The organism is Bradyrhizobium sp. Ken51, assembly GCF_055807435.1.
On sequence record NZ_JBVVPB010000016.1, the window covers coordinates 1 to 20740 of the forward strand.

The 20740-nt window shown below is 65.5% G+C and carries 18 protein-coding genes; 10 read left to right on the forward strand and 8 right to left on the reverse strand.

The annotated features are described in order from the left end of the window. A partial coding sequence (locus tag AC0L27_RS24885) for an efflux RND transporter periplasmic adaptor subunit (protein WP_473320596.1) occupies positions 1 to 980 on the reverse strand: 980 nt, incomplete at its 3' end. Positions 981 to 1211: 231 nt separating this feature from the next. Beyond that, positions 1212 to 2231 carry an SAM-dependent methyltransferase gene (locus AC0L27_RS24890; RefSeq protein ID WP_354209436.1) on the reverse strand — a complete coding sequence of 340 codons (1020 nt, stop codon included), beginning with the start codon at positions 2229 to 2231 and terminating at the stop codon, positions 1212 to 1214. 219 nt (positions 2232 to 2450) lie between these two features. Here AC0L27_RS24890 and AC0L27_RS24895 point away from each other — a divergent pair, with 219 nt between their 5' ends. The 4 genes from AC0L27_RS24895 (at position 2451) to AC0L27_RS24910 (ending at position 5423) form a co-directional block, all read left to right on the forward strand. Continuing rightward, positions 2451 to 3476, forward strand: a complete 1026-nt coding sequence (locus AC0L27_RS24895; protein ID WP_354209437.1) for a flagellar motor protein MotA — start codon at positions 2451 to 2453, stop codon at positions 3474 to 3476. Between the two features lie 4 nt (positions 3477 to 3480). Next, entirely contained in the window at positions 3481 to 4509 is a 1029-nt protein-coding gene (locus tag AC0L27_RS24900; protein WP_354209438.1) for a peptidoglycan -binding protein, read from the forward strand. Positions 4510 to 4674: 165 nt separating this feature from the next. Next, entirely contained in the window at positions 4675 to 5121 is a 447-nt protein-coding gene (locus AC0L27_RS24905; RefSeq protein ID WP_354209439.1) for a GNAT family N-acetyltransferase, read from the forward strand. Between the two features lie 80 nt (positions 5122 to 5201). Next, positions 5202 to 5423, forward strand: coding sequence for a hypothetical protein (locus tag AC0L27_RS24910; protein ID WP_027570257.1), 222 nt, complete (start codon positions 5202 to 5204; stop codon positions 5421 to 5423). A gap of 513 nt (positions 5424 to 5936) precedes the next feature. Here AC0L27_RS24910 and AC0L27_RS24915 read toward each other — a convergent pair. Next, positions 5937 to 7763: an ABC transporter ATP-binding protein/permease gene (locus AC0L27_RS24915; RefSeq protein ID WP_354209440.1), complete on the reverse strand. Its 1827-nt coding sequence runs from the start codon at positions 7761 to 7763 to the stop codon at positions 5937 to 5939. A 212-nt stretch (positions 7764 to 7975) separates the two neighbouring features. Between AC0L27_RS24915 and rpmE the strand changes: the two genes are divergently transcribed. After that, the gene (gene rpmE / locus AC0L27_RS24920; RefSeq protein WP_007599895.1) at positions 7976 to 8203 is read left to right on the forward strand and encodes a 50S ribosomal protein L31; all 228 of its coding nucleotides are present in this window, start codon (positions 7976 to 7978) and stop codon (positions 8201 to 8203) included. A gap of 162 nt (positions 8204 to 8365) precedes the next feature. Here rpmE and rcdA read toward each other — a convergent pair whose 3' ends face one another. Next, positions 8366 to 8875, reverse strand: coding sequence for a protease adaptor protein RcdA (gene rcdA, locus AC0L27_RS24925; RefSeq protein ID WP_354209441.1), 510 nt, complete (start codon positions 8873 to 8875; stop codon positions 8366 to 8368). A 514-nt stretch (positions 8876 to 9389) separates the two neighbouring features. Next, positions 9390 to 9581 carry a DUF1192 domain-containing protein gene (locus AC0L27_RS24930; protein ID WP_354209442.1) on the reverse strand — a complete coding sequence of 64 codons (192 nt, stop codon included), beginning with the start codon at positions 9579 to 9581 and terminating at the stop codon, positions 9390 to 9392. Between the two features lie 111 nt (positions 9582 to 9692). Here AC0L27_RS24930 and AC0L27_RS24935 point away from each other — a divergent pair, with 111 nt between their 5' ends. Together AC0L27_RS24935 and AC0L27_RS24940 are read left to right on the forward strand one after the other, a co-directional pair. Continuing rightward, positions 9693 to 10691, forward strand: coding sequence for an NAD(P)H-quinone oxidoreductase (locus tag AC0L27_RS24935; protein WP_354209443.1), 999 nt, complete (start codon positions 9693 to 9695; stop codon positions 10689 to 10691). A gap of 154 nt (positions 10692 to 10845) precedes the next feature. Next, entirely contained in the window at positions 10846 to 13722 is a 2877-nt protein-coding gene (locus tag AC0L27_RS24940; protein ID WP_275172242.1) for an EAL domain-containing protein, read from the forward strand. A gap of 13 nt (positions 13723 to 13735) precedes the next feature. Here the strand turns inward: AC0L27_RS24940 and AC0L27_RS24945 are convergent, their stop codons facing one another. After that, positions 13736 to 14005, reverse strand: a complete 270-nt coding sequence (locus tag AC0L27_RS24945; protein WP_018454627.1) for a DUF7662 domain-containing protein — start codon at positions 14003 to 14005, stop codon at positions 13736 to 13738. Positions 14006 to 14149: 144 nt separating this feature from the next. Between AC0L27_RS24945 and AC0L27_RS24950 the strand changes: the two genes are divergently transcribed. Further along, entirely contained in the window at positions 14150 to 15646 is a 1497-nt protein-coding gene (locus AC0L27_RS24950) for a sensor domain-containing diguanylate cyclase (RefSeq protein ID WP_354209444.1), read from the forward strand. A 152-nt stretch (positions 15647 to 15798) separates the two neighbouring features. Here the strand turns inward: AC0L27_RS24950 and AC0L27_RS24955 are convergent, their stop codons facing one another. Further along, entirely contained in the window at positions 15799 to 16674 is an 876-nt protein-coding gene (locus tag AC0L27_RS24955) for a UTP--glucose-1-phosphate uridylyltransferase (protein ID WP_007599884.1), read from the reverse strand. Between the two features lie 203 nt (positions 16675 to 16877). Between AC0L27_RS24955 and AC0L27_RS24960 the strand changes: the two genes are divergently transcribed. Continuing rightward, on the forward strand, positions 16878 to 18275 hold the full coding sequence (locus AC0L27_RS24960; RefSeq protein ID WP_473320599.1) for a lytic murein transglycosylase: 1398 nt from the start codon (positions 16878 to 16880) through the stop codon (positions 18273 to 18275). Positions 18276 to 18478: 203 nt separating this feature from the next. Beyond that, a complete protein-coding gene (locus AC0L27_RS24965; RefSeq protein ID WP_473320600.1) occupies positions 18479 to 20173 on the forward strand; it encodes an SGNH/GDSL hydrolase family protein in 1695 nt (564 codons plus the stop codon). A 165-nt stretch (positions 20174 to 20338) separates the two neighbouring features. Here AC0L27_RS24965 and AC0L27_RS24970 read toward each other — a convergent pair whose 3' ends face one another. Next, positions 20339 to 20713, reverse strand: coding sequence for a CsbD family protein (locus AC0L27_RS24970; RefSeq protein ID WP_027515488.1), 375 nt, complete (start codon positions 20711 to 20713; stop codon positions 20339 to 20341). Positions 20714 to 20740 lie beyond the last annotated feature (27 nt).

Consider the following 20740-nt stretch of genomic DNA (forward strand, 5'->3'; position numbering starts at 1 on the left):
ACGAACACCTCGCTGCCGCCGCCGCCATTGCGCTGGATCGCCTGCTGCGGCACCGCGATCGCGTCGCTATCGAGGCCCTGGTCGATGCGGACGCGGACATACATGCCCGGCAGCAGCTCGCGCTTGGGATTACGGAACTCACCGCGCAAGGTCACCTGACCGGTATTGGCGTCGACCTTGGCATCCGAAAAAAGCAACTTGCCGTCGAGCGAGTAGAGAGTGTTGTCGTCGAGCACGAGATGCACCTTGGCGGCATCGGGCGCGATGCGCTCGAGATCGCCGCTCTCGAAGGCACGGCGGAGCTGGTTGAGCTCGTTCACCGACTGGGTGAAGTCGGCGTAGATCGGATCGAGCTGCTGAATGGTGGCCAGATTGGTTTCGTTCTGGACCGCGAGCGCGCCTTCGCTGACCAGGGCGGCACCGACGACGCCGTCGATCGGCGCGCGCACGGTGGCATAATCGAGATTGAGCTTGGCGCGCGCGAGATCGGCCTTGCGGCCCTCGACCTCGGCATGGGCCTGGCGTTCGGCGGCAATCGCCTTCTCGTTCTCGGCTTCGGGCGCCGCGCGCTGGCTGGTGAGCGTGGCGATGCGGCGCGCCTGCTGTTGGGCCTGCATCAACGCGGCCTCGGCCTTGGCGACCGCGGCGTCGTTGGCCATCACTTCGACCTCGAACGGACGCGGATCGATGCGGTACAGCGGATCGCCCGCCTTCACTTCGCTGCCTTGGCGGAACAGGCGCTCGACCACGATGCCGGACACGCGCGGCCGCACATCGGAGACGCGTGTCGGCGCAATGCGGCCCGGCAGCTCGCGCACCACGGCGCGCGGCTGCGGCTTGACGATGACGATGCTGACGTCGGGGTCGTTGGGCTGGGCGGCTGAAATGGCGGAGCTGGATTCGTCGCAGCCTGCCAACAGCGGCGTAAAGGCCGCGAGCATCATTGCAACGCATGCCGATCGCGCGCGAAGTCCTGACATGAAGTTAAGTGCCCCGATATTGTTGAAAACTGATCACGCGCCGCGGGACCCCGTTCTGGGTGATTCCGCGCGGCCGATGCCGCCAAAATAGAGGGGACTTGCTGCGACGCAACGCACGTTGCGGGCGGCCCAATGTCACACGGTCTAAGGTGCTGGGTTAACGAGGTTTTCTGCGCCTCACCCGATTGTGAGTCCGGTTCCACCGCCGCGTGCTGCGACGGAACATCGCAATTACCCCGCCGCCTTCATCCGGTAGTGGCTGACGCCCCACTCGGTTCCGTCGGCATAACCGAACAGGCCCGAGGTTGCGAGAAAGAACCAGCGCCAGCGTCGCATCCGCTGGGCGGTCTCCTCGCCATGGATGTTGCGCAAGGCCGCCTCGATCAAAGAGCGATGCACGTCGAAATTGGCGAGCCAGTCGTTGGCGGTGCGCTGATAATGCGTGCCGCTCCACAACCATTCCTTCTCGACCGTGAAGATATCGTCGAATTGCCTGACGAGGTGATGGCTCGGCATCAGCCCGCCGGTGAAGACGTGCTGCGCGATCCAGTCGTCGCGATCGGCCCGGTCGAACAGGTGAGAGCCGGAGCGATGGGCGACGATGTGCATGAAGAACCGTCCCTCCGGCGCCAGCCACGCGCGCAGGCGCGTCATCAGCTTGCGCCAGTTCATCACGCGCTCGAACATCTCGACCGACACGATGCGGTCGAATTGCCCGTCGGGCGCGAACACGTTGATGTCCGCCGTGACCACCCGCAGGTTGAGGAGACCGCGCTGCCGCGCCTCTTCCTCGATATGGGCACGCTGCGCCTGCGAGCTCGACACCGCCGTCACCTTCGCGTGCGGAAACTGCCGCGCCATCCACAGCGACAGCGAGCCCCAGCCGCAGCCGAGATCGAGGATGGTCTGACCGTCGGCGAGAGCGGCATGCTCGGCGGTCTGGCGCAACGCCTCCTCCTCGGCCTCCCGCAACGTGGTCGCGTCGGTCTTGTAGAAGCAGGACGAGTATTTGCGGTTGGGGCCGAGCACCTTCGCAAAGAACGAAGCGGGCACCTCGTCAGGCCCGGCATCCGCGTCCTCGGCGATCGGCCGCAGCATCATCCGCCCGGCGAAGGCGGCATCGTCGGCCCCGCCCAGCGCGGACAGGCGGGTCACCGTGCGCGAGCACAGACGCTGGATCGCCGCGCGGATCACGACATCAGGCAGCGGCACCCGTTCGGCAGTCCCGATGATCGCGGACACGACGCTCATGCGACGACTCCGTCTTGGGCGGCAGATCTTGGGCGGCCGGGGGAAAAGTGCGAACTGAACCTGTGGAATGCCGACGATTTGGAAAGTACGTCCTTACCAAAGCCCGGTTTCCGCTTTGGGTTCCCCAGCTCTCCCCGAAATCGGCGCATCCGGCGCTTTTTTTGGGCTGGCGCTGTGCCATAGTGCGCCCCGCAAGCAAGTTAACGGATGATACCGGCCATGCCGCCAGGCGCCTCGCCCCGCTCTTCCATCGACATCGAATATACCAAGCTATCCTCGCCCAGCGTCTTCCTGGTGCGGATGCTGGTCTTTCTGGTGCTCTGCGCTCTGGTGGGGGTGGTGCTCTACAAGCAGATCATCCAGGCCTTCTTCGCCAATCCCGGGCTCAATGCCCTGATCGGCGGCGTGCTGTTCATCGGCATCATCCTGGCCTTCCGCCAAGTGATCCGGCTGTATCCCGAAGTCTCCTGGGTCAACAATTTCCGCATCGCCGATCCCGGCCTTGCGCCCGCCCGCCACCCCAAGCTGCTGGCGCCGATGGCGATGATCCTCGGCGGCGAGCGCACCGGGCGGATGTCGATCACCCAGACCACCATGCGGCACCTGCTCGATTCGATCGCGACCCGCCTCGACGAGGCCCGCGACATCTCCCGCTACATGACCGGGCTGCTGGTCTTCCTCGGCCTGCTCGGCACTTTCTGGGGCCTGATCGAGACGGTCGGCTCGGTCGGCAAGGTGATCGATGGGCTCAAGGTCGGCGGCGATTCCGGCGCCCTGTTCGACACGCTGAAAGAGGGGCTGGCCGCCCCGCTCGGCGGCATGGGCATCTCGTTCTCGAGTTCGCTGTTCGGCCTCGCCGGCTCGCTGATCCTGGGCTTTCTCGACCTGCAATCAAGCCAGGCGCAGAACCGGTTCTACACCGATCTCGAAGACTGGCTTGCCACCACCGTGCGCGAATATGGCAGCGGCGAGGTGGCTGTCGCCGCCAGCAGCGGTGGCGGCGGCATTGCCAGCGGCGAGCTTCAGGCCGTCGTCGAGCGCTTGCGCTCCGTGCTCGAGGAAGGCAGCGGCAGCCGCGGCACCACCGCGGCGATGGCGAGCCTCGCCGAAGCCATCCAGGCGCTGGTCTCGCATATGCGGACCGAGCAGCAGATGATCCGCGAATGGGCCGACGGCCAGGGCGAGCAGAACCGCGAGATCCGGCGCCTGCTGGAGCGCATCGCGCGTCAGCCCGAGAAGGGTTAGCGACATGGCACTGGCGCGCGGCCGCCGCGGCGATACCTCCTTCAACTACTGGCCCGGCTTCGTCGACGCGCTGTCGACGCTGGTGCTGTCGATCGTGTTCCTGCTGTCGGTGTTCCTGGTCGTGCAGTTCTTCCTGTCACAGGAGGTCACCGGCAAGGACAAGGCGCTGGAGCTGCTCAACGCCAAGATCGCGCAGCTCAACGAGCTGCTGTCGCTGGAGAAGCTCGGCAAGCTGACGCTCGACGACCAGGTCTCGTCGCTGAAAGCCGGCCTCGCTTCGGCCGAGAGCGAGCGCGACCGCATCAAGGGCCTCTATGACGGGCTCGCCGCGGCCGGCAACGACGCGCAAGGCAAATCCTCCGAGCTCGGCAAGGCACTGGACTCCGAGAAGGCGGTTTCGGCCCGCGCGCTGGCGCAGATCGAGGTGCTGAACCAGCAGATCAGCGCGCTGCGGCGGCAATTGGCGGCGCTGGAAGAAGCGCTCGACGTCTCCGAGAAGCGCGACAAGGAATCGCAAAATCGAATTGCCGATCTGGGGTCTCGCTTGAATGTCGCCCTGGCGCAGCGCGTGCAGGAATTGTCGCGCTACCGCTCGGAATTCTTCGGCCGCCTGCGCGCCATCCTCGGCAACCGCCCCGACATCCGCATCGTCGGCGACCGCTTCGTATTCCAGTCCGAAGTGTTCTTCGACACCGGACAGGCGGTGCTGCTGCCCGAGGGCCGCGCCGAGCTCGACACTCTGGCGGCCGCCCTGATCGAGCTCGACAAGAAGATCCCGAACGAGATCCCCTGGGTGCTGCGCGTCGACGGCCATACCGATGTGCGCCCGGTCAACGGTCCGAACTTCAAATCGAACTGGGATCTCTCGGCCGCCCGCTCGATCTCCGTGGTGCAATATCTGGTCACGCTCGGCGTGCCGGCCCAGCGCCTCGTCGCCGCCGGCTTCGGCGAATTCCAGCCGCTCGACACCGCCAACACCGAGGAAGCCTACAAGCGCAACCGGCGCATCGAGCTGAAGCTGACGGAGCGGTAGTGTGAGGGTCGCGCGATACTCGCCACAACGTCATGGCCGGGCTTGTCCCGGCCATCCACGATCTTCGGTCTTAGCTGATGGAAAGGCGTGGATGCCCGGGCATAGGCGAGCGGAAGCGACGCCGTCCTTCGGACGGCTATGCCCGGGCATGACGACTTTCGTAAAATGACCGCCCTCCACCTCCGTCCCTACCGACCCGAGGACGAGGCCGCCTCGATTGACCTCTGGCATCGCACCTGGCAGCAGGCCTATCCGCAGATCGACTTCGCGGCACGCCTGGACTGGTGGCGCGAGCGCTGGCGTAGGGATCTGGTGCCGAAGGCCTCGATCGTGGTCGCGGAGCAGGACGGCGCGCTGACCGGCTTCGTCACCATCGACGGCGACGGCTATCTCGACCAGCTCGTGGTCGATCCCGCGCATTGGGGCACGGACGCGGCACGGCTGCTGGTCGATGAGGCCAAGCGCCTGTCACCAAGGGGCGTGACGCTGCTCGTCAACAAGGACAACAGCCGCGCCATCCGCTTCTACGAACGCAACGGCTTTGCCCATGCCGGCGACGAGGTGAATCCGACCTCGGGCCGGCCGGTGCTGAAGATGATGTGGCGGGCGTGACGCCCGTCACGTCGGGATCCCGGGACGTCAGCTAGTCGTTGTGCCCGGAAGTTGCGCCGGCAAGCGGATGGAGATGACCGATGAAACTGAGCGATCTGGCCAAGGGATCTTCGGTCCTGCTCGGCGTCATCGTCGCCGGATATGTCTCGACGAGCTACGTCGACCAGCGGTTGGCCACGCCGGTCAAGACGACGAGTGCTCCGACGAATGGCCTTGGGCCATCGGCCTGCGTTGATGAGGACGGGAGCTGGAAGAACTGGCCATGGCCGAATGTGCCGGCGCTATCGCCGAAGTGTCGATGATCGGCGCTGTTCGCCCACTCGCCGCGACGCGCTCTCGGCTCAGGCGGAGTTCAAGATTGAACTGCCACATTTCGGCTTGGCGGATCGCGCGCTGGCTGTATTCGCGAAGCCGGATCGACTCATCGATCGCTCGCCGCGCCCGCTCCAAAAGTTCGAGAGTTTCCTTGCTGTATGGCTGGGCCATGAGGCGCACTCCCGTTGAGGCGGGAGCGCAAATCATCTCTCAGGCACCGACGCCTACGGACGAGCCTTTGGCCGGCGATACCTGATTAGGCGCCACATCTGGGGGAACTGCAAGGTCCATCCACTCGGCTAAGGGGCGTGGGCTGACCTATCCGAAGTTGCGGAAGCCTACGATGAGCAATCCAAAATCTCCGCTGTCATTCCCCGCGAAGGCGGGGAATCCAGTACGCTGCGGCTTCTCGATTGCTCGCTACGGTCTCGGAGTACTGGATCGCCCGCCTTCGCGGGCGATGACATTGTGAGTGGGGCAGCAGTCCGAACGCCTCCGCCTCACGCCCCCTCGAACTGCAGCCTCGCCAATCTTGCATAAAGCCCGTTCGCGGCCACCAGCTCCGCATGCGTGCCCTGCTCGACGATCCGGCCCTGGTCCATCACCAGGATGCGGTCGCAGGACAAGACGGTGGCGAGGCGGTGCGCGATGACGAGGGTGGTGCGGTGGCGCATCAGCTCTTCCAGCGCGGTCTGCACCAGTGTCTCGCTTTCGGCGTCGAGCGCGGAGGTGGCTTCATCCAGCAGCAGCAGCGGCGCATCGCGCAGGATCGCACGCGCAATCGCGATGCGCTGGCGCTGGCCGCCGGACAGCGTCACGCCGCGCTCGCCGAGCGGGGTGTCGAAACCTTCGGGCAGGCGGCGGATGAATTCGGCGGCGTGCGCGAGCTCGGCCGCGCGCTCGACCTCGGCGTCGGTGGCATCGGGCCGGCCGAAGCGGATGTTGTCGCGGGCGCTTGCCGCGAACACGTTGGATTCCTGCGGCACCAGCGCGATGCGCGAACGGAATTCACGGGGATCGGCGGATTTGACCGGCACGCCGTCGAGCGAGATCGCGCCGCTGCGCGGATCGTAGAACCGCAACAGCAGATGAAAGATCGTGCTCTTGCCGGCGCCGGACGGACCGACGATCGCAACCTTCTCGCCGGGGCGCACGGTGAACGACACGGCATCGAGCACATTGACGTCGCGCCGCGCCGGATAGGCGAAGCTGACCTGGTCGAAGCCGACTTCGCCGCGCGCCGGCACCGGCAGCGCGCGCGGCGAGGCGGGCGCGGTGATGTCGGGCTGCACATGCAGGATCTCGAACAGGCGCTCGGCAGCGCCGGATGCCGCCGAGATCTCGCCCCAGACCTCGCTGAGCTGGCCGAGACCGGCCGCGGCGAAGGCCGCATAGAGCACGAACTGGCCGAGCCGGCCCGGCGTGATGGTGCCGGTCAGCACGTCGTGCGAGCCGATCCAGAGGATCGCGACCACGCTTGCGAACACGATGAAGATGATGATGGCGGTGAGCACGGCACGGGCCTGCGTGGACGTGCGCGCGGCCTCATAGGCCTGCTCCACCTCGCCGCCGAAGCGCCTCTCGGCGAGGCTCTCGCTGGTATAGGCCTGCACGGTTCGGATCGCACCGACCAGCTCGCTCGCATAGGCGGACGCCTCGGCCAGCGTGTCCTGCGCATTGCGCGACAGACGGCGCACCCAGCGCCCGAAGGCGACCAGCGGCAGCACGATCAGGGGAATGGCGAGCAGCACGAAGCCCGATAGCCGCGGGCTGGTGATCACCATCATCGCCGCGGCGCCGAAGAACATCATCAGGTTGCGTAGCGCGATCGAGACCGAGGCGCCGACGGAGGATTTGATCTGGGTGGTGTCGGCGGTGAGGCGCGATACCAGCTCGCCGCTGCGCGCGGAATCGAAGAAGGCCGGCGACAGCGACAGCAAATGGGCGAAGACGTCGCGCCTGAGATCGGCAACGATGCGCTCGCCGATCGTCATCACGAGGTAGTAGCGCGCGGCGCTCGCCAGCGCGAGCACGGCGACGACGGCGATCATCACCGAGAAGTAGCTGTTGATCAGCTCGATGCCTTCAGGCGTCAGGCCGAAATCGATCATCCTGCGCACCGCGACCGGCACCAGCAGCGTGGTCAGCGCCGCGATCGTCAGCGCGACGAAGGCCAGCGCCGCGCGGCCGCGATAGCGCGCGACATAGGGCGCAAGCGCCAGCAGCGGCCGCAGCTTCGCGCGGCTCTTCGCCGGCGCCTCGATCAGGTCGGCTTCGATCGACGGGGCTTCCGCGGGCCCGGTTTCAAGCCGTTCAACTGCGCTCATGAGATCCGACCAAAAGACAAAGAGAGGTGGTCCGCTCCAGATAGGCCGGGCGAGCGGGAGTGGCAAATCCGGGATGTCCCTTAGGGGGTCGCCCGGTCCCCTACCAAGGCCCTGCAATGGCTTGTTTTACAGGGCCTCGTGGGGTATAGACCGCGCCAAATCCGTCATTCGATAGCCACTCAAGTGAGGCGCCGGGGCGCCGAGGAATTGCCATGAAAGCCGAAATTCACCCGAACTATCATACGATTAAGGTCGTGATGACCGACGGAACCGAGTACCTGACCCGCTCCACCTGGGGCAAGGAAGGCGACACGCTGAACCTCGACATCGACCCCAAGTCGCACCCGGCCTGGACCGGCGGCAACGCCCAGCTGATGGATCGCGGCGGCCGCGTCTCGCGCTTCCAGAAGAAGTTTTCGGGCTTTCTCAAAAAGGATTGATCCGGCCGCAAGGCTGGAGACGAAAACGCCCCCGGAGAGCCGGGGGCGTTTTTTGTTTTTGGGGGATGCTCGTCATTGCGAGGAGCTCTTGCGACGAAGCAATCCAGACTGTCTCCGCGGAGGGATTTCTGGATTGCTTCGCTACGCTCGCAATGACAAGGGCTACCGCTCGAACGCCGCCTTCAGTGCGTTGAGATGCGGCACCAGCGGGTTGCCGATCGAGGAATGATCGACCGGCGGGGTGTGGATGGTGGTGTCAAGGCGGCGCACGCGGGTCTGGAGGCTCATCGAGCGATTGATCAAATCCTGGAGCTGCGACGGCAGCTTCTCGATGCTGTCGGTCGAGCCGGGATCGGCGGCGGAGAGCTTGACCTTGGTTTTTTCGCGGTTGGCTTGGCCGAGCGTCATCTCGCCTTCCTTCACCGCGCGGTGCAACAGCAGCCACGAAGCGAGCTGCATCAGGCGGGTGGTCAGGCGCATGCTCTCGGTCGCATAGGTGAGGCTGACGGCGCGATCGAGCGCCTTGGCTTCGGTGCGGCCGGCGCCATCGAGATAGGCGGCGGTCTCTTCGACCAGGTCCATGCCCTCGCGGAACAGGACGCCGAACGCCGCAGAATTGGTGAACCGCTCGCTGAGTTGAACGAGAGCGCCTTCGGCTTGCAAACGTTCCATGGTTAACGCCCCTTACGCAACTGTCTGACTGCCCGGCTTTGGCGCCGGCTTATGATGAACAAATCATTGCGCGGGCGGGACGCCGAGTCCAGTGACAAGCGCGGATATGGTTTCCGCGGGTCTTTGCTCGGAATTCAACCGCGGCGAGACGCAAAAAGGCAGAGCTGGGCGCAAAAAAAGAGCCGCCGGAAAACCGGCGGCTTTGAAAGTTGATAACAGGGAGGCGTCAAACAGAGTGGACAGGAGCCACTCGGTGTCCAAACGAGGACAGTTCCCAGTCATAAACTCGAAAGCTTAATGTGGAGTAAACGAGCGATTATTTTGAGGGTTCGTTAGCCATGTCGGTCAGTGGCCGAGTGGGGTGCGCGAACAAACTTCCGTCGCCCCGGCGAAGGCCGGGGCCCATAGCCACAGGGAAAGTCGTCGCGCGAGCCGGCAACTCCGAGTCTTCGTAAAACTGCTCGCCCGGCGTATGGGTCCCGGCCTCCGCCGGGACGACAGCTATTGTGTGGCTCTACGACTTGAACACGCTGTTGGCCGCATCGCGCGAGGCGCGCTTCTTTGTTGTGGCTTCTTCCAATCTTGCGATCTCGCCCTTGAGCAGCGCGATGCGATCGGTCAGTTCCTCCACTGACAAGAGTGAGAGATCCTGTCCGATGTCATGGCTGATCTTCTTGCGCAGACGGTCGTCGTCTTCCATCGCCATCCTTGTTCCTCCTGCGTTCGCATCACAAGCGGCTGAGGCGGTTGCCAGCCTGCATTGCGCTGGCTAAGCAATGGCCTCGTTCCATCCCGCACCTTTGCTCAAGGACACATCATGGACAAGCTGCCCGCGCAAATGACCGTGGTCGCCATCTCAAAACCCGGCGGACCGGAAGTGCTGGTGCCGGAACAACGGGCGCTGCCGCAGCCCGGTCCCGACGAGATCCTGGTCAAGGTGCAGGCCGCCGGCGTCAACCGGCCCGACGTCGCGCAGCGCTCCGGCGCCTATCCGCCACCGCAGGGCGCCAGCGACCTGCCCGGCCTCGAGATCGCGGGCGAAGTGGTGGCCGTCGGCAGCAACGCCAAGCGGCACAAGATCGGCGACAAGGTGATGTCGCTGGTCGCCGGTGGCGGCTATGCGCAGTACTGCATCGCCCAGGACGGTCAGGCGATGAGCGTGCCGCCGTCGCTGTCGATCAAGGAAGCCGGCGCACTGCCGGAAACGCTGATGACGGTTTGGCACAATGTGTTCGAGCGCGGCGGCTTGAAGTCCGGCGAGACGCTGCTGATCCATGGCGGCTCTTCCGGCATCGGCACCATGGCGATCCAGCTCGCAAAAGCGTTCGGCGCCAAGGTGATCGTCACCGTGGGATCGCAGGACAAGATCGATGCCTGCCTCAAGCTCGGCGCCGATCGTGCCATCAACTACAAGGACGAAGACTTCGTCGCCGTGGTCAAGGCGGAGACGAACAATGCCGGCGCCAATCTGATCCTCGACATGGTCGCCGGCGACTATGTCGATCGCAACTATGACGCCGCCGCACTCGACGGCCGCATTGTGCAGATCGCGACCCTCAACGGGCCCAAGGTCACCGTCAACATCGCCAAGGTGATGGTGAAGCGCCTGACCCATACCGGCTCAACGCTGCGCCCCCGTAGTAATGCGGACAAGGCGGCGATGGTGGCCGCGATCGAGGCGAAGGTGATGCCGCTTTTGCGCGAAGGCCGGGTCAAGCCGCTGATGGACAGCACTTTCCCGCTGGAAAAGGCATCCGACGCGCACCGGCGGATGGAAACCTCGGCACATATTGGCAAAATTGTGTTGGAGGTCTAGGCCAACGGCCCACAGGGCAAGCCGGAAACCCTTTGATTTTCCTTGCTTTCGTGGCATCTATCGCGACGCACCGAACCATCCTGTTCCGTTCGGAAAACGCCGTGCACCGAAGAGGCTGCACCGAAGAGTTTGCGTCGAACGCGGAGAACTGACCTTGCGTCTGATCAGGTGCCTCGCGCCCATAGCGCTGGGCCTCATGATTCTCGTCTGCGCGTTCCCGGCGCGCGCACTCGACGCTGTCAGCGTCCGCGGTGACGCGCCCGCGATCGACCTCACCGGCGTGCTCGAGCATCAGCGCAGCGACGCCGACCGCATCCAGGTCTCCACCGCGCCCGGTACCGACGGCATCGTCCGCCGCATCGAGGTGCGCGCCCGCGAAGGCGGCCAGAACTGGGTGGTGTTCGCGCTCGCCAACAACACCGACGACCAGCTCGACCGCCTGATCGTCGCCCCGCATTACCGCATCGTTTCCTCGGGGCTACTGTGGCCCGACCTCGGGCTGTCGCGCATCGCGACCATCACGCCCTCGACCGGCGACCGGCCGGAGCGGCAGGAGAGTCCGACCGCCGACGTCTTCCGCATCACCCTCGATCCCGGCGCCGTCGTCACCTTCGTCGCGGAGCTGCGCACAGACAAGCTGCCGCAGCTCTATCTGTGGGAGCCGGAATCCTACAAGGACAAGGTCAACTCGTTCACGCTGTACCAGGGCATCGTGATCGGCATCTCCGGCTTGCTGGCGCTGGTGCTGACCATCCTGTTCGTGGTCAAGGGCAGCATCATGTTCCCGGCCGCCGCGGCGCTGGCCTGGGCGGTGCTGGTCTATATCGGCGTCGATTTCGGCTTCTGGGGCAAGGTGCTCGACATGTCGAACAACGCCGAGCGCATCTGGCGCGCGGCGGGTGAGGCGATCCTGGCGGCGACGCTGCTGGTGTTCCTGTTCGCCTATCTCAATCTCAGTCGATGGCACGTGCGCTATTCCCACATCACGGTGGGCTGGCTCGCGTTCCTGGGTTCTCTCGTTGCGCTGGCCCTGTTCGACCCCGCGGTGGCCTCCGGCATCGCGCGCATCTCGCTGGTGCTGATTGCCTTCGCCGGCTTCGCGCTGATCGTCTATCTCTCCACCCACGGCTTCGACCGCGCGGTGCTGCTGATCCCGACCTGGTTCCTGCTGGTGGTCTGGGTGGTCGCGGCCGGCATGACGGTCGCAGGCTCCGTCACCAACGACATCGTCGGCCCCGCCCTGCTCGGCGGCCTCGTGCTGATCGTGATGCTGATCGGCTTCACGGTGATGCAGCATGCGTTCGCGGGCGGCGGCGCCACCACCGGCGTCGTCTCCGACATCGAGCGCCGCGCGCTGGCGCTGGCCGGGTCCGGCGATTTGATCTGGGACTGGGACGTTTCCGCCGACAAGGTCTTCACCAGTCCCGAGACCGAGGCCCTGCTCGGCCTCAAGCGCGGCACGCTGGAAGGCCCGGCCGCCTCCTGGCTGGAAGTGCTGCACCCGCTCGACCAGGACCGTTTCCGCGCCGCGCTCGACAGCGTGCTCGACCAGCGCCGCGGCCGCCTGGTGCAGGATTTCCGCCTGCGCACGCCGGACGGTCACTTCATGTGGTTCGCGCTGAAGGCGCGCCCGGTGGTCGGCTCCGACGGCGAGGTCTCGCGCGTGGTCGGCACGCTCACCGACGTCACCGAGCTGCGCAACGCCGAGGAGCGCCTGCTGCACGATTCCGTGCATGACAATCTCACCGGCCTGCCCAACCGCAAGCTGTTCATGGACCGGCTCGGCGCCGTCGCGCATTTCGCCAAGACCATGCCGACGCTGCGGCCGACGCTGATGGTGATCGACCTCGACCGCTTCAAGCAGGTCAACGATTCCGTCGGCATCGCGGTCGGCGATTCCATCCTGCTGACGCTGGCCCGCCGCCTCACCCGCATCCTGAAGCCGCAGGATACGCTGGCGCGGCTTGCGGGCGACCAGTTCGGGCTGATCCTGCTCTCGGAGCAGGACCCCGCCCGCATCACCGCCTTCGCCGAGACGATCCGCAAGACCATCCGCGCGCCGATCGCCTTCAACGAACGCGAGATCTTTCTCACGGCATCGATCGGTCTCGCTTTGTCCGATCCGCAAGTTCAGCTCACGGACGAGATCATCAAGGACGCCGAGCTTGCGATGTATCACTCCAAGCGCATCGGCGGCGACCGCATCGACGTTTACAAGTCCGCGATGCGCGCGCGAAAAACCGACCGGCTGACGCTGGAGAGCGAACTGCGCCGCGCCATCGAGCGGCAGGAGCTCACGATCCTGTATCAGCCGATCGTGCGGCTCGAAGACCGTTCGGTCGCCGGCTTCGAGGCGCTGGTGCGCTGGGATCATCCCAAGCTCGGACGCATGGCGCCGTCGGAATTCATCACCATCGCGGAAGAGACCGGCCTGATCATCGACCTCGGCATGTTCGTGCTCGACCAGACCGCCAAGCAGCTCTCGATCTGGCAGCGCGCGATGCGCTCGCGCGAGCCGATCTTCGCATCGGTCAACGTCTCCTCGCGGCAATTGCTGCGCCATGATCTGATCCACGACATCCGCACCGTGCTGTCGCGCTCGTCGGTCGCGCGCGGCACGCTGAAGCTGGAACTGACGGAATCGCTGGTGATGGAGAATCCGGAGCACGCGGCGCAGATGCTGACGCGGATCCGCGAACTCGGCACCGGGCTGTCACTCGACGATTTCGGCACCGGCCATTCGTCGCTGGCCTATCTGCAGCGCTTCCCGTTCGACACCATCAAGATCGACCAGTCCTTCGTGCGCACCACCAACCGCGGCACCCGCCCGGTGATCCTGAAGTCCATCATCGCGCTCGCGCACGACCTCGGCATGGACGTGGTCGCCGAAGGCGCCGAGACCGATTCCGACGCGGTCGAGCTCTACCAGATGGGCTGCGAGTACGCGCAAGGGTTTGCCTTCGGCGAACCCATGGACGCCGACGCCGCGATGCGCCTGCTCACGGAAGTCCGTCTGGAAGCGGCGAGCTAACTTCCCCTTCGTCTCACCCAGGCCTGCGCCGGTCGCTCTTCAGCTTCGTGAACCGCACGCTCGCACCGTCCGGCATCCGCATCGCCTTGAAACCCGCGGCGAGGCAGGCTTCGCGCTGCGGCATCTGGATGTCCGGGCTGCGCAGGCTGTCCCACCATGAGGCACGATTGGCCGCGCGCGGCAGGGCCGCGCCGATGATCTCTTCGATCTGTTCATAGGTCAGCACGAATTCCGCCTGCTTCTGCCGCATCAGATAATCGCGCAACGCGTCGTAGTCGTTCACCGCTGTCCTCTTCGCTGGTCGAAGGCCCGCTTTGCCCAAAAACGTGAGCCGCGGAAACCAATTTTTAACTCATTCCGGCAGCGCCGTCCCGGCTTAAACACTACTCAAGCTTTCGGGCGCATTCACTGGTGTCGGGAGCAAACGATGTTGTCTCGATGGCGCGACGTCACGGCCCGCCGGCCATGGCGGCTTTCGGCGAAGCTGCTGATCATCTCGTCCGTGGTGACGGTGATCGGCTTTTCCGCCATTTGCGTCAACGTCATGCTGGACATGCGCCGCGGCGAGGAGGCGCTCGCCCGCCAGACGCTGGAAAACCTGGCGACGACCATCGAGTCCGACGTCAGCCGCAACATCGAGATCTACGATCTGGCCCTCAAGGCGGTCGCCAGCAACATGCTGCTGCCGGAAATCGCCACGGTCTCCAAGCCGATCCGTCACCTCATCCTGTTCGACCATGCGACCACGGCGAGGCATTTCGGCGCGATCCAGGTGTTCGACGCCGACGGCCGGCTGACCATCGACGCCTCGACGCTTGATCCCGTTGCCGAGAACCGGAGCGACGAGGATTACTTCAAGGCCCATCGCGACAATCCGCAAGCCGGGCTCTTCATCAGCCGGCCGATGCTGTTCCGCGGCGCCTATTCGATCGTGCTGAGCCGGCGCATCAGCGACACCGACGGCGGCTTCCTCGGCGTCGTCGCCGGATCGATCCGCTTCAGCTATTTCCACGAATTGTTCGAGCGGCTGAGCCTCGATCCGGACGACACCATCACCGTGCTCAAGCGCGACCGTACCGTCATGATGCGGCGGCCGTTTGATCTCGACGTGATCGGCACGAATCTGGCCGCCCGGCCGGTCTGGAAGGCCGAAAATCTGAAGATCGGCGGCGCATTCGCCGGACAGGGGCCGATCGACGGCACGCCGCGGCTCTATGTCCGCAGCAGTGGGACCGGCCCGCTATTCGTGGTCGCAGGCAAGCCCCTGAAGGCCGTGTTCGAGCTCTGGCAGAGGGAAGCCTATCGCATCGGCGCCGTGGTCCTGGCGCTCAGCCTGTTCATGCTGGCATCGACGCTGGTGCTCGCGCGCGAGATCGGCCGGCGCGCCGAGGCCGAGCGCAAGCTCGAGGAGATGGCGACGACCGACGCGCTCACCGGCCTGAAGAACCGCCGCAAGTTCGACCAGGTGATCGACGTCGAATGGCGCCGCGCGATGCGGCAGCAGACGCCGATCGCGCTCTTGATGATCGATGCTGATCACTTCAAGGCCTACAACGACACGTTCGGCCACCAGGCCGGCGATCAGGTGCTGGTCGGCATCGCCATCTGCATTTCCGACTCGGTGAGCCGCGCCGGCGACTGCGCCGCGCGCTATGGCGGCGAGGAATTCGCCGTGCTGCTGCCGGGCACCTCGGTCACGGACGCCCTCGATGTCGCCGAGAAGATCCGCACCAAGGTGCAGGGATGGTCCGACGACCACACGAGCTCGACGGTGTCCTGCGGCATCGCGAGCCTCGTTCCCACCACCGGCATGGACTGGCCGCTGCTGGTCGCCGCCGCCGACAAGGCGCTCTACGCAGCAAAAGCCGGCGGCCGCAATCAGTCGGTGGTCGCGAGCCTGCCGAAGCTTTCGCTGGTGGCTTGAGGGATTGTGCCCTCGGTGTCGTCCCGGCGAAGGCCGGGACCCATAACCACAAGGCATAGTTTAGCGAAGACCCGTCGTTCGGTACTGCCACCGGCCGCAACCGATGGATCACGCGGTATGGGTCCCGGCCTTCGCCGGGACGACTGCAATCACTACTGCCCCAGATACTTCTTCATCTCCGCGATCAGCCCGTCACGCAACTCGGGACGCTTCAGGCCGTAGGCGATGTTGGCGCGGAGGAAGCCGGGCTTGGAGCCGCAATCGTGGCGCTCGCCTTCGAACTCGACGCCGTAGAATTTTTGCGATCTGGCGAGGCCGATCATGGCGTCGGTGAGCTGGATCTCGCCGCCGGCGCCGCGCTCCTGCGTCTCCAGGATCTTGAAGATCTCCGGCTGCAGGATGTAGCGGCCGGTGATCGAAAGGTTCGAGGGCGCGGTGCCCTTGGCCGGCTTCTCGACCATGCCGTCGACCTCGAACATCTTGCCGGTGCGTTTGCCGACGCCGCAGATGCCGTATTGATGGGTCAGATGGTCGGGCACCGGCTCGACCGCGATGACGTTGGATTTTTCGCCGAGCTTGCTGGCGGTGTCGATCATCTGCTTCAGGCAGCCGGGCGAATTGAGCACGAGTTCGTCGGGCAGCACCACCGCGAACGGTTCGTTGCCGACGATGTCGCGCGCGCACCAGACCGCGTGGCCGAGGCCGAGCGGCGCCTGCTGGCGGGTGAAGCTGACGGCGCCGGCTTCGGGCTGGTTCTGCGCCAGAACGTCCTGCTCGGTCTTCTTGCCGCGCGCGGCCAGCGTCGCATCGAGCTCGAACATCCGGTCGAAATGATCTTCGATGACACTTTTGTTGCGGCCGGTGACGAAGATGAAGTGCTCGATGCCGGCTTCCCTGGCCTCGTCATAGACGTACTGGATCAGCGGCTTGTCGACGATCGTCAGCATTTCCTTCGGCATCGCCTTGGTGGCGGGCAGGACGCGGGTGCCGAGGCCGGCAACGGGAAATACGGCTTTGCGGATTTTCATGGGATTGATCGAATACCTGAGGAACACGTGAAGGGAGCAATGGCATCTTGCTAGCTTGTTTGCAGCCGCCAACAAAGGCGGATGTGGGGCCTCATCCTCACAGAGTTAAGAAAAAGGCCACCATCAAAATTTCACCTTTGTTAAGCTGTTGGCAACCGTAGCCAGGCCTCCTGAGGGCGGATTTTGGCCGGACAGGTGTGGACATGATGCAATCAATGGCAGGGCTGGCAAAACGGGGCGGGTCCGTGACCGGTGCGACGATGATTGCGGTCGCCCTGCTGTTCCCGCTTCCCGCCGGCGCGCAGGCTCAGAACGGACTGTCCAATCTGTTCGGCGGTATTTTCTCCGGCCCGAACCCGGCGCCTTCGCAAGCAGCGCCCGGGCCCAGCGGCGTTCAAACGGGAGTTCGACCCTGGACCGGCGAGGACGGCGCCTCCGGCCATCCGCTGATGACAGCCGCCGCGATCCGGGAGGCCGCCGGTAACTTCAACAATTGCGTCGCAGCCATGTGGCCCGATGCCGCACGGCGCAACATCACGCAGGAAAATTTCCAGCGCTTCACGGCTGGGCTCGCGCCCGATCTGCGCATCATGGACCTGATGGACTCGCAGCCGGAGTTCACCAAGTCGATCTGGGATTATCTCGACATCCTCGTGAACGAGAACCGCCTCGCCAAAGGCCGCGAGGTTCTGGCCAAATACAAGGCGCAGTTCGACGCCACCGAAAAAGCCACCGGTGTCGACCGCTACATCATCGCCTCGATCTGGGGCATCGAGTCCAACTACTCGACGCAGATGGGCGACCGCAGCGTGCTGCAATCGACCGCGACGCTCGCCTGCGTCGGCCGCCGCCAGGCTTACTTCAAGGACGAATTCCTCTCCGCGCTGGAGATCGTCAACCGCGGCGACCTCAGGCCCGAACAATTGCGCGGCTCCTGGGCCGGCGCCTTCGGCCCGACGCAGTTCATGCCGACCGCATTCAAGCGCTTTGCCGTGGACGGCGACGGTGACGGCCGGCGTGACGTCGTCGATAATCCCTCCGACCTGATTGCGTCGACCGCCAACAATCTGAAGAAGGACGGCTGGCAGGCCGGCCAGACCTGGGGCTACGAGGTCGTGGTGCCCCAGGGCTTCAACTACATGCTGGCCGACCGCGCCAAGGCGATGACGGTGGCGCAGTGGGAGAAGCTCGGCCTCAAGCGCCCGACCAACCAGCCCTTCCCGCATCCGGCCGAGAAGGCCTATTTGCTGGCGCCGGCCGGCGCACAGGGACCGGGCTTCCTGATGCTGCAGAACTTCCGGGTCATCATGAAGTACAATCCGGCCGAGGCCTATGCGCTGGCGATCGGCCATTTCGCCGATCGCCTCCGCGGCGGCCAGCCCTTCGTGCAGCCCTGGCCGCGGCAGGAACGGGAGCTGTCCCGGACCGAGCGGCTGGAACTCCAGCAACTGCTGGCACAGCGCGGCTTCTACAAGGGCACCCCCGACGGCCAGTTCGGCGGCCAGACCCGGGAGGCCCTGCGCAACTTCCAGGCCTCGATCGGGGTCCCCGCGGATGGATTTGCCTCCTCCGACGCGCTGGACCGGCTGCGCGGGCGGTAAAATCGCGCCGAAAGTAACCCTGAACAGGGATTTTGGCCGGCAGCCTTGACCGGGGCGGCGGTTCACCGTGTATGGGCCAATAATCTTGGGCCAAGGATCCCAGTATCTGAAGAGAATCTGAAAAGAGAATCTGCCCGTTTGGCGCCCGATTCCGTTATTATATTCGAGCCTGTCCCGATCCCCGTTGCACGTGCCGAGATCGCATGTCGAAGAAGTCCTTTTTCAAGGTGCTGACCGAGACCGGCCCGCTGATCGCGCTGGGGACGGCGCTTGCGATTCTGGTCTCGATCGCGGGACCCGCCTCGGCGCAGTTCTTCAACTTCCCCGGCTTCGGCGGCCCGCCGCAGCGCGCGGCTCCGCCGCCGCCGCGGAACGGCGGAGGTGGAGGTGGAGGCGGCGGATGGTTCGGCGGCGACTTCTTCGCGCCGTTCCAGCAGCAACAGCCGCAAGCACCGCGTCAGGACTTTTCGCGCGCGCCGGCGCCGGCCAAGCGCGACACCATTCCCGACAGGAACGTGTTGGTGATCGGCGACGCCATGGCCGACTGGCTCGCCTATGGTCTCGAAGACGCCTACACCGAGCAGCCCGACATGGGGGTGATACGCAAGCACAAGACCACGTCCGGCCTGATCAAGTACCAGCCCAAGGGTGAGCCCTCGGACTGGACGGCTGCTGCGAAGGGCATCCTCGAGAGCGAGAAGCCCAACGTGATCGTGGTGATGCTCGGCCTCAACGACCGCATCGCGATCCGCGAGGCGGCGGCGCCCGATAAATCGGATAAGGCAACGGACAAGGACAAGAAGAACGACAAGGGCGCGCGCGGCAAACCACCGGCCAAGCCCGGCGATGCCAAGCCCGGCGACACCGCCGCGAAGCCGGACGACAAGCCGGCCGATGCCGACCTGCCGCAGGATGATGCCGACAACGCCGACGCACCCGCGGTCGCAGCGCCCGAGAAGACCGCACGCAACCCGAACGGCCTCTACGAATTCCGCGACGAGCGCTGGGTCGAGCTCTACGGCAAGAAGATCGAGGAACTCGCCAACGTCCTCAAGTCCAAGGGCGTGCCGGTGCTCTGGGTCGGCCTGCCCGCGATCCGCGGTCCCAAGGGCACCGCGGACATGCTGTTCCTGGATTCGCTCTATCGTGAAGGCGCGGCCAAGGCCGGCATCACCTATGTCGACGTCTGGGACGGCTTTGTCGACGAGGCCGGCCGCTTCCTGCAGAAGGGCCCGGACTTCGAAGGCCAGATCCGTCAGCTCCGCAGCGGTGACGGCGTCTATTTCACCAAACCCGGCGCGCGGAAGCTCGCCCACTATGTCGAACGCGAGATCACCCGCCTGCTCGCCGGGCGCTCCGGCCCGATCGCGCTGCCGAGCGAACCGGCGACCCCCGACACCAGTGCCGAACCCGGCAAGCCCGCGCCGCGGCCGCTGGCCGGCCCGATCGTGCCACTGGTTGCGGCCTCGATCTCGACCGATCAATTGCTGGGTGGGCCGGGCTCACGTCCTGCCGCCGTCGATGCGCTCGCTGCGAAGACGATGGTGAAGGGCGAGCCTTTGGCTGCGCCCGCCGGCCGCGCCGACGATTATGCCTGGCCGCGCCGCGAAGTCGGCCGCGAGCAGGCCAAGGGCGATACGCCGGTCGCCACGACGACACCCGATGGTGGCACGCCGGGTGCGGCCGCAGCGATCGCCCCGCCAAAGCTTGCGCCGAAGAAGCCACCGGCGCCGCAGCAACCGGCACAGGCAGCGCCATCGATGCGTGATTTCTTCGGCTTTGGTTCGCCGCCGCCCCCGCCGCGTCAATTGGCGCCGGCGCCGCGCAATCCGAATCCCAACCCTGCGATCCCGCGGCCGCCTGGCAACGTCGGGCGATCGGCGGAAGTGTTCCGGTAATTTTCTCAGCTGAGGTCTCGTGTCCCGGACACGCTGCAGCGTGAAAGCTGCGCAGAGCCGGGACCCAGCGTGTCCGACAGCCGCAAAAAGAATGGGCCCCGGCTCAGCAACGCGGCGTTACACGCCGCACTGCGTCCGGAGCCCGATGTATATCGCGCGTTGGCTTTAGCCGTAATAGCGCCAGCGCGGCGGCGGGCGGCGCGAAGGCCGCGCCATCAGCAGCGCGAGCGCGAAGCCGATGCCGCCGGCGACCAGCAGCGCACCCATCGGGTTGTCCTGCACCTTCTGGGCAATCGCCTGCGAACCGTCGCGCAAGGTTTCGGCCGGCTTGTCATAGGCGTCCTTGGCATAGCTGGCCGCGGTGTCCGTGGCGTCACGTACCGCATCCTTAGCCTGCCCGTAGAGATTCTGCACGGTGCCGGCGGCTTCGCGTGCCTTGCCGGACGCCTGTGTCTGCGTATCGCTGGCCATATCTCCGATAGCGCCTTCCGCGCGTCCGGCGAATTCCTTGGCCGATCCGACAATCCGATCTTTATCCATGATGCTCCTCCTCGGGGGTCAGCCCAA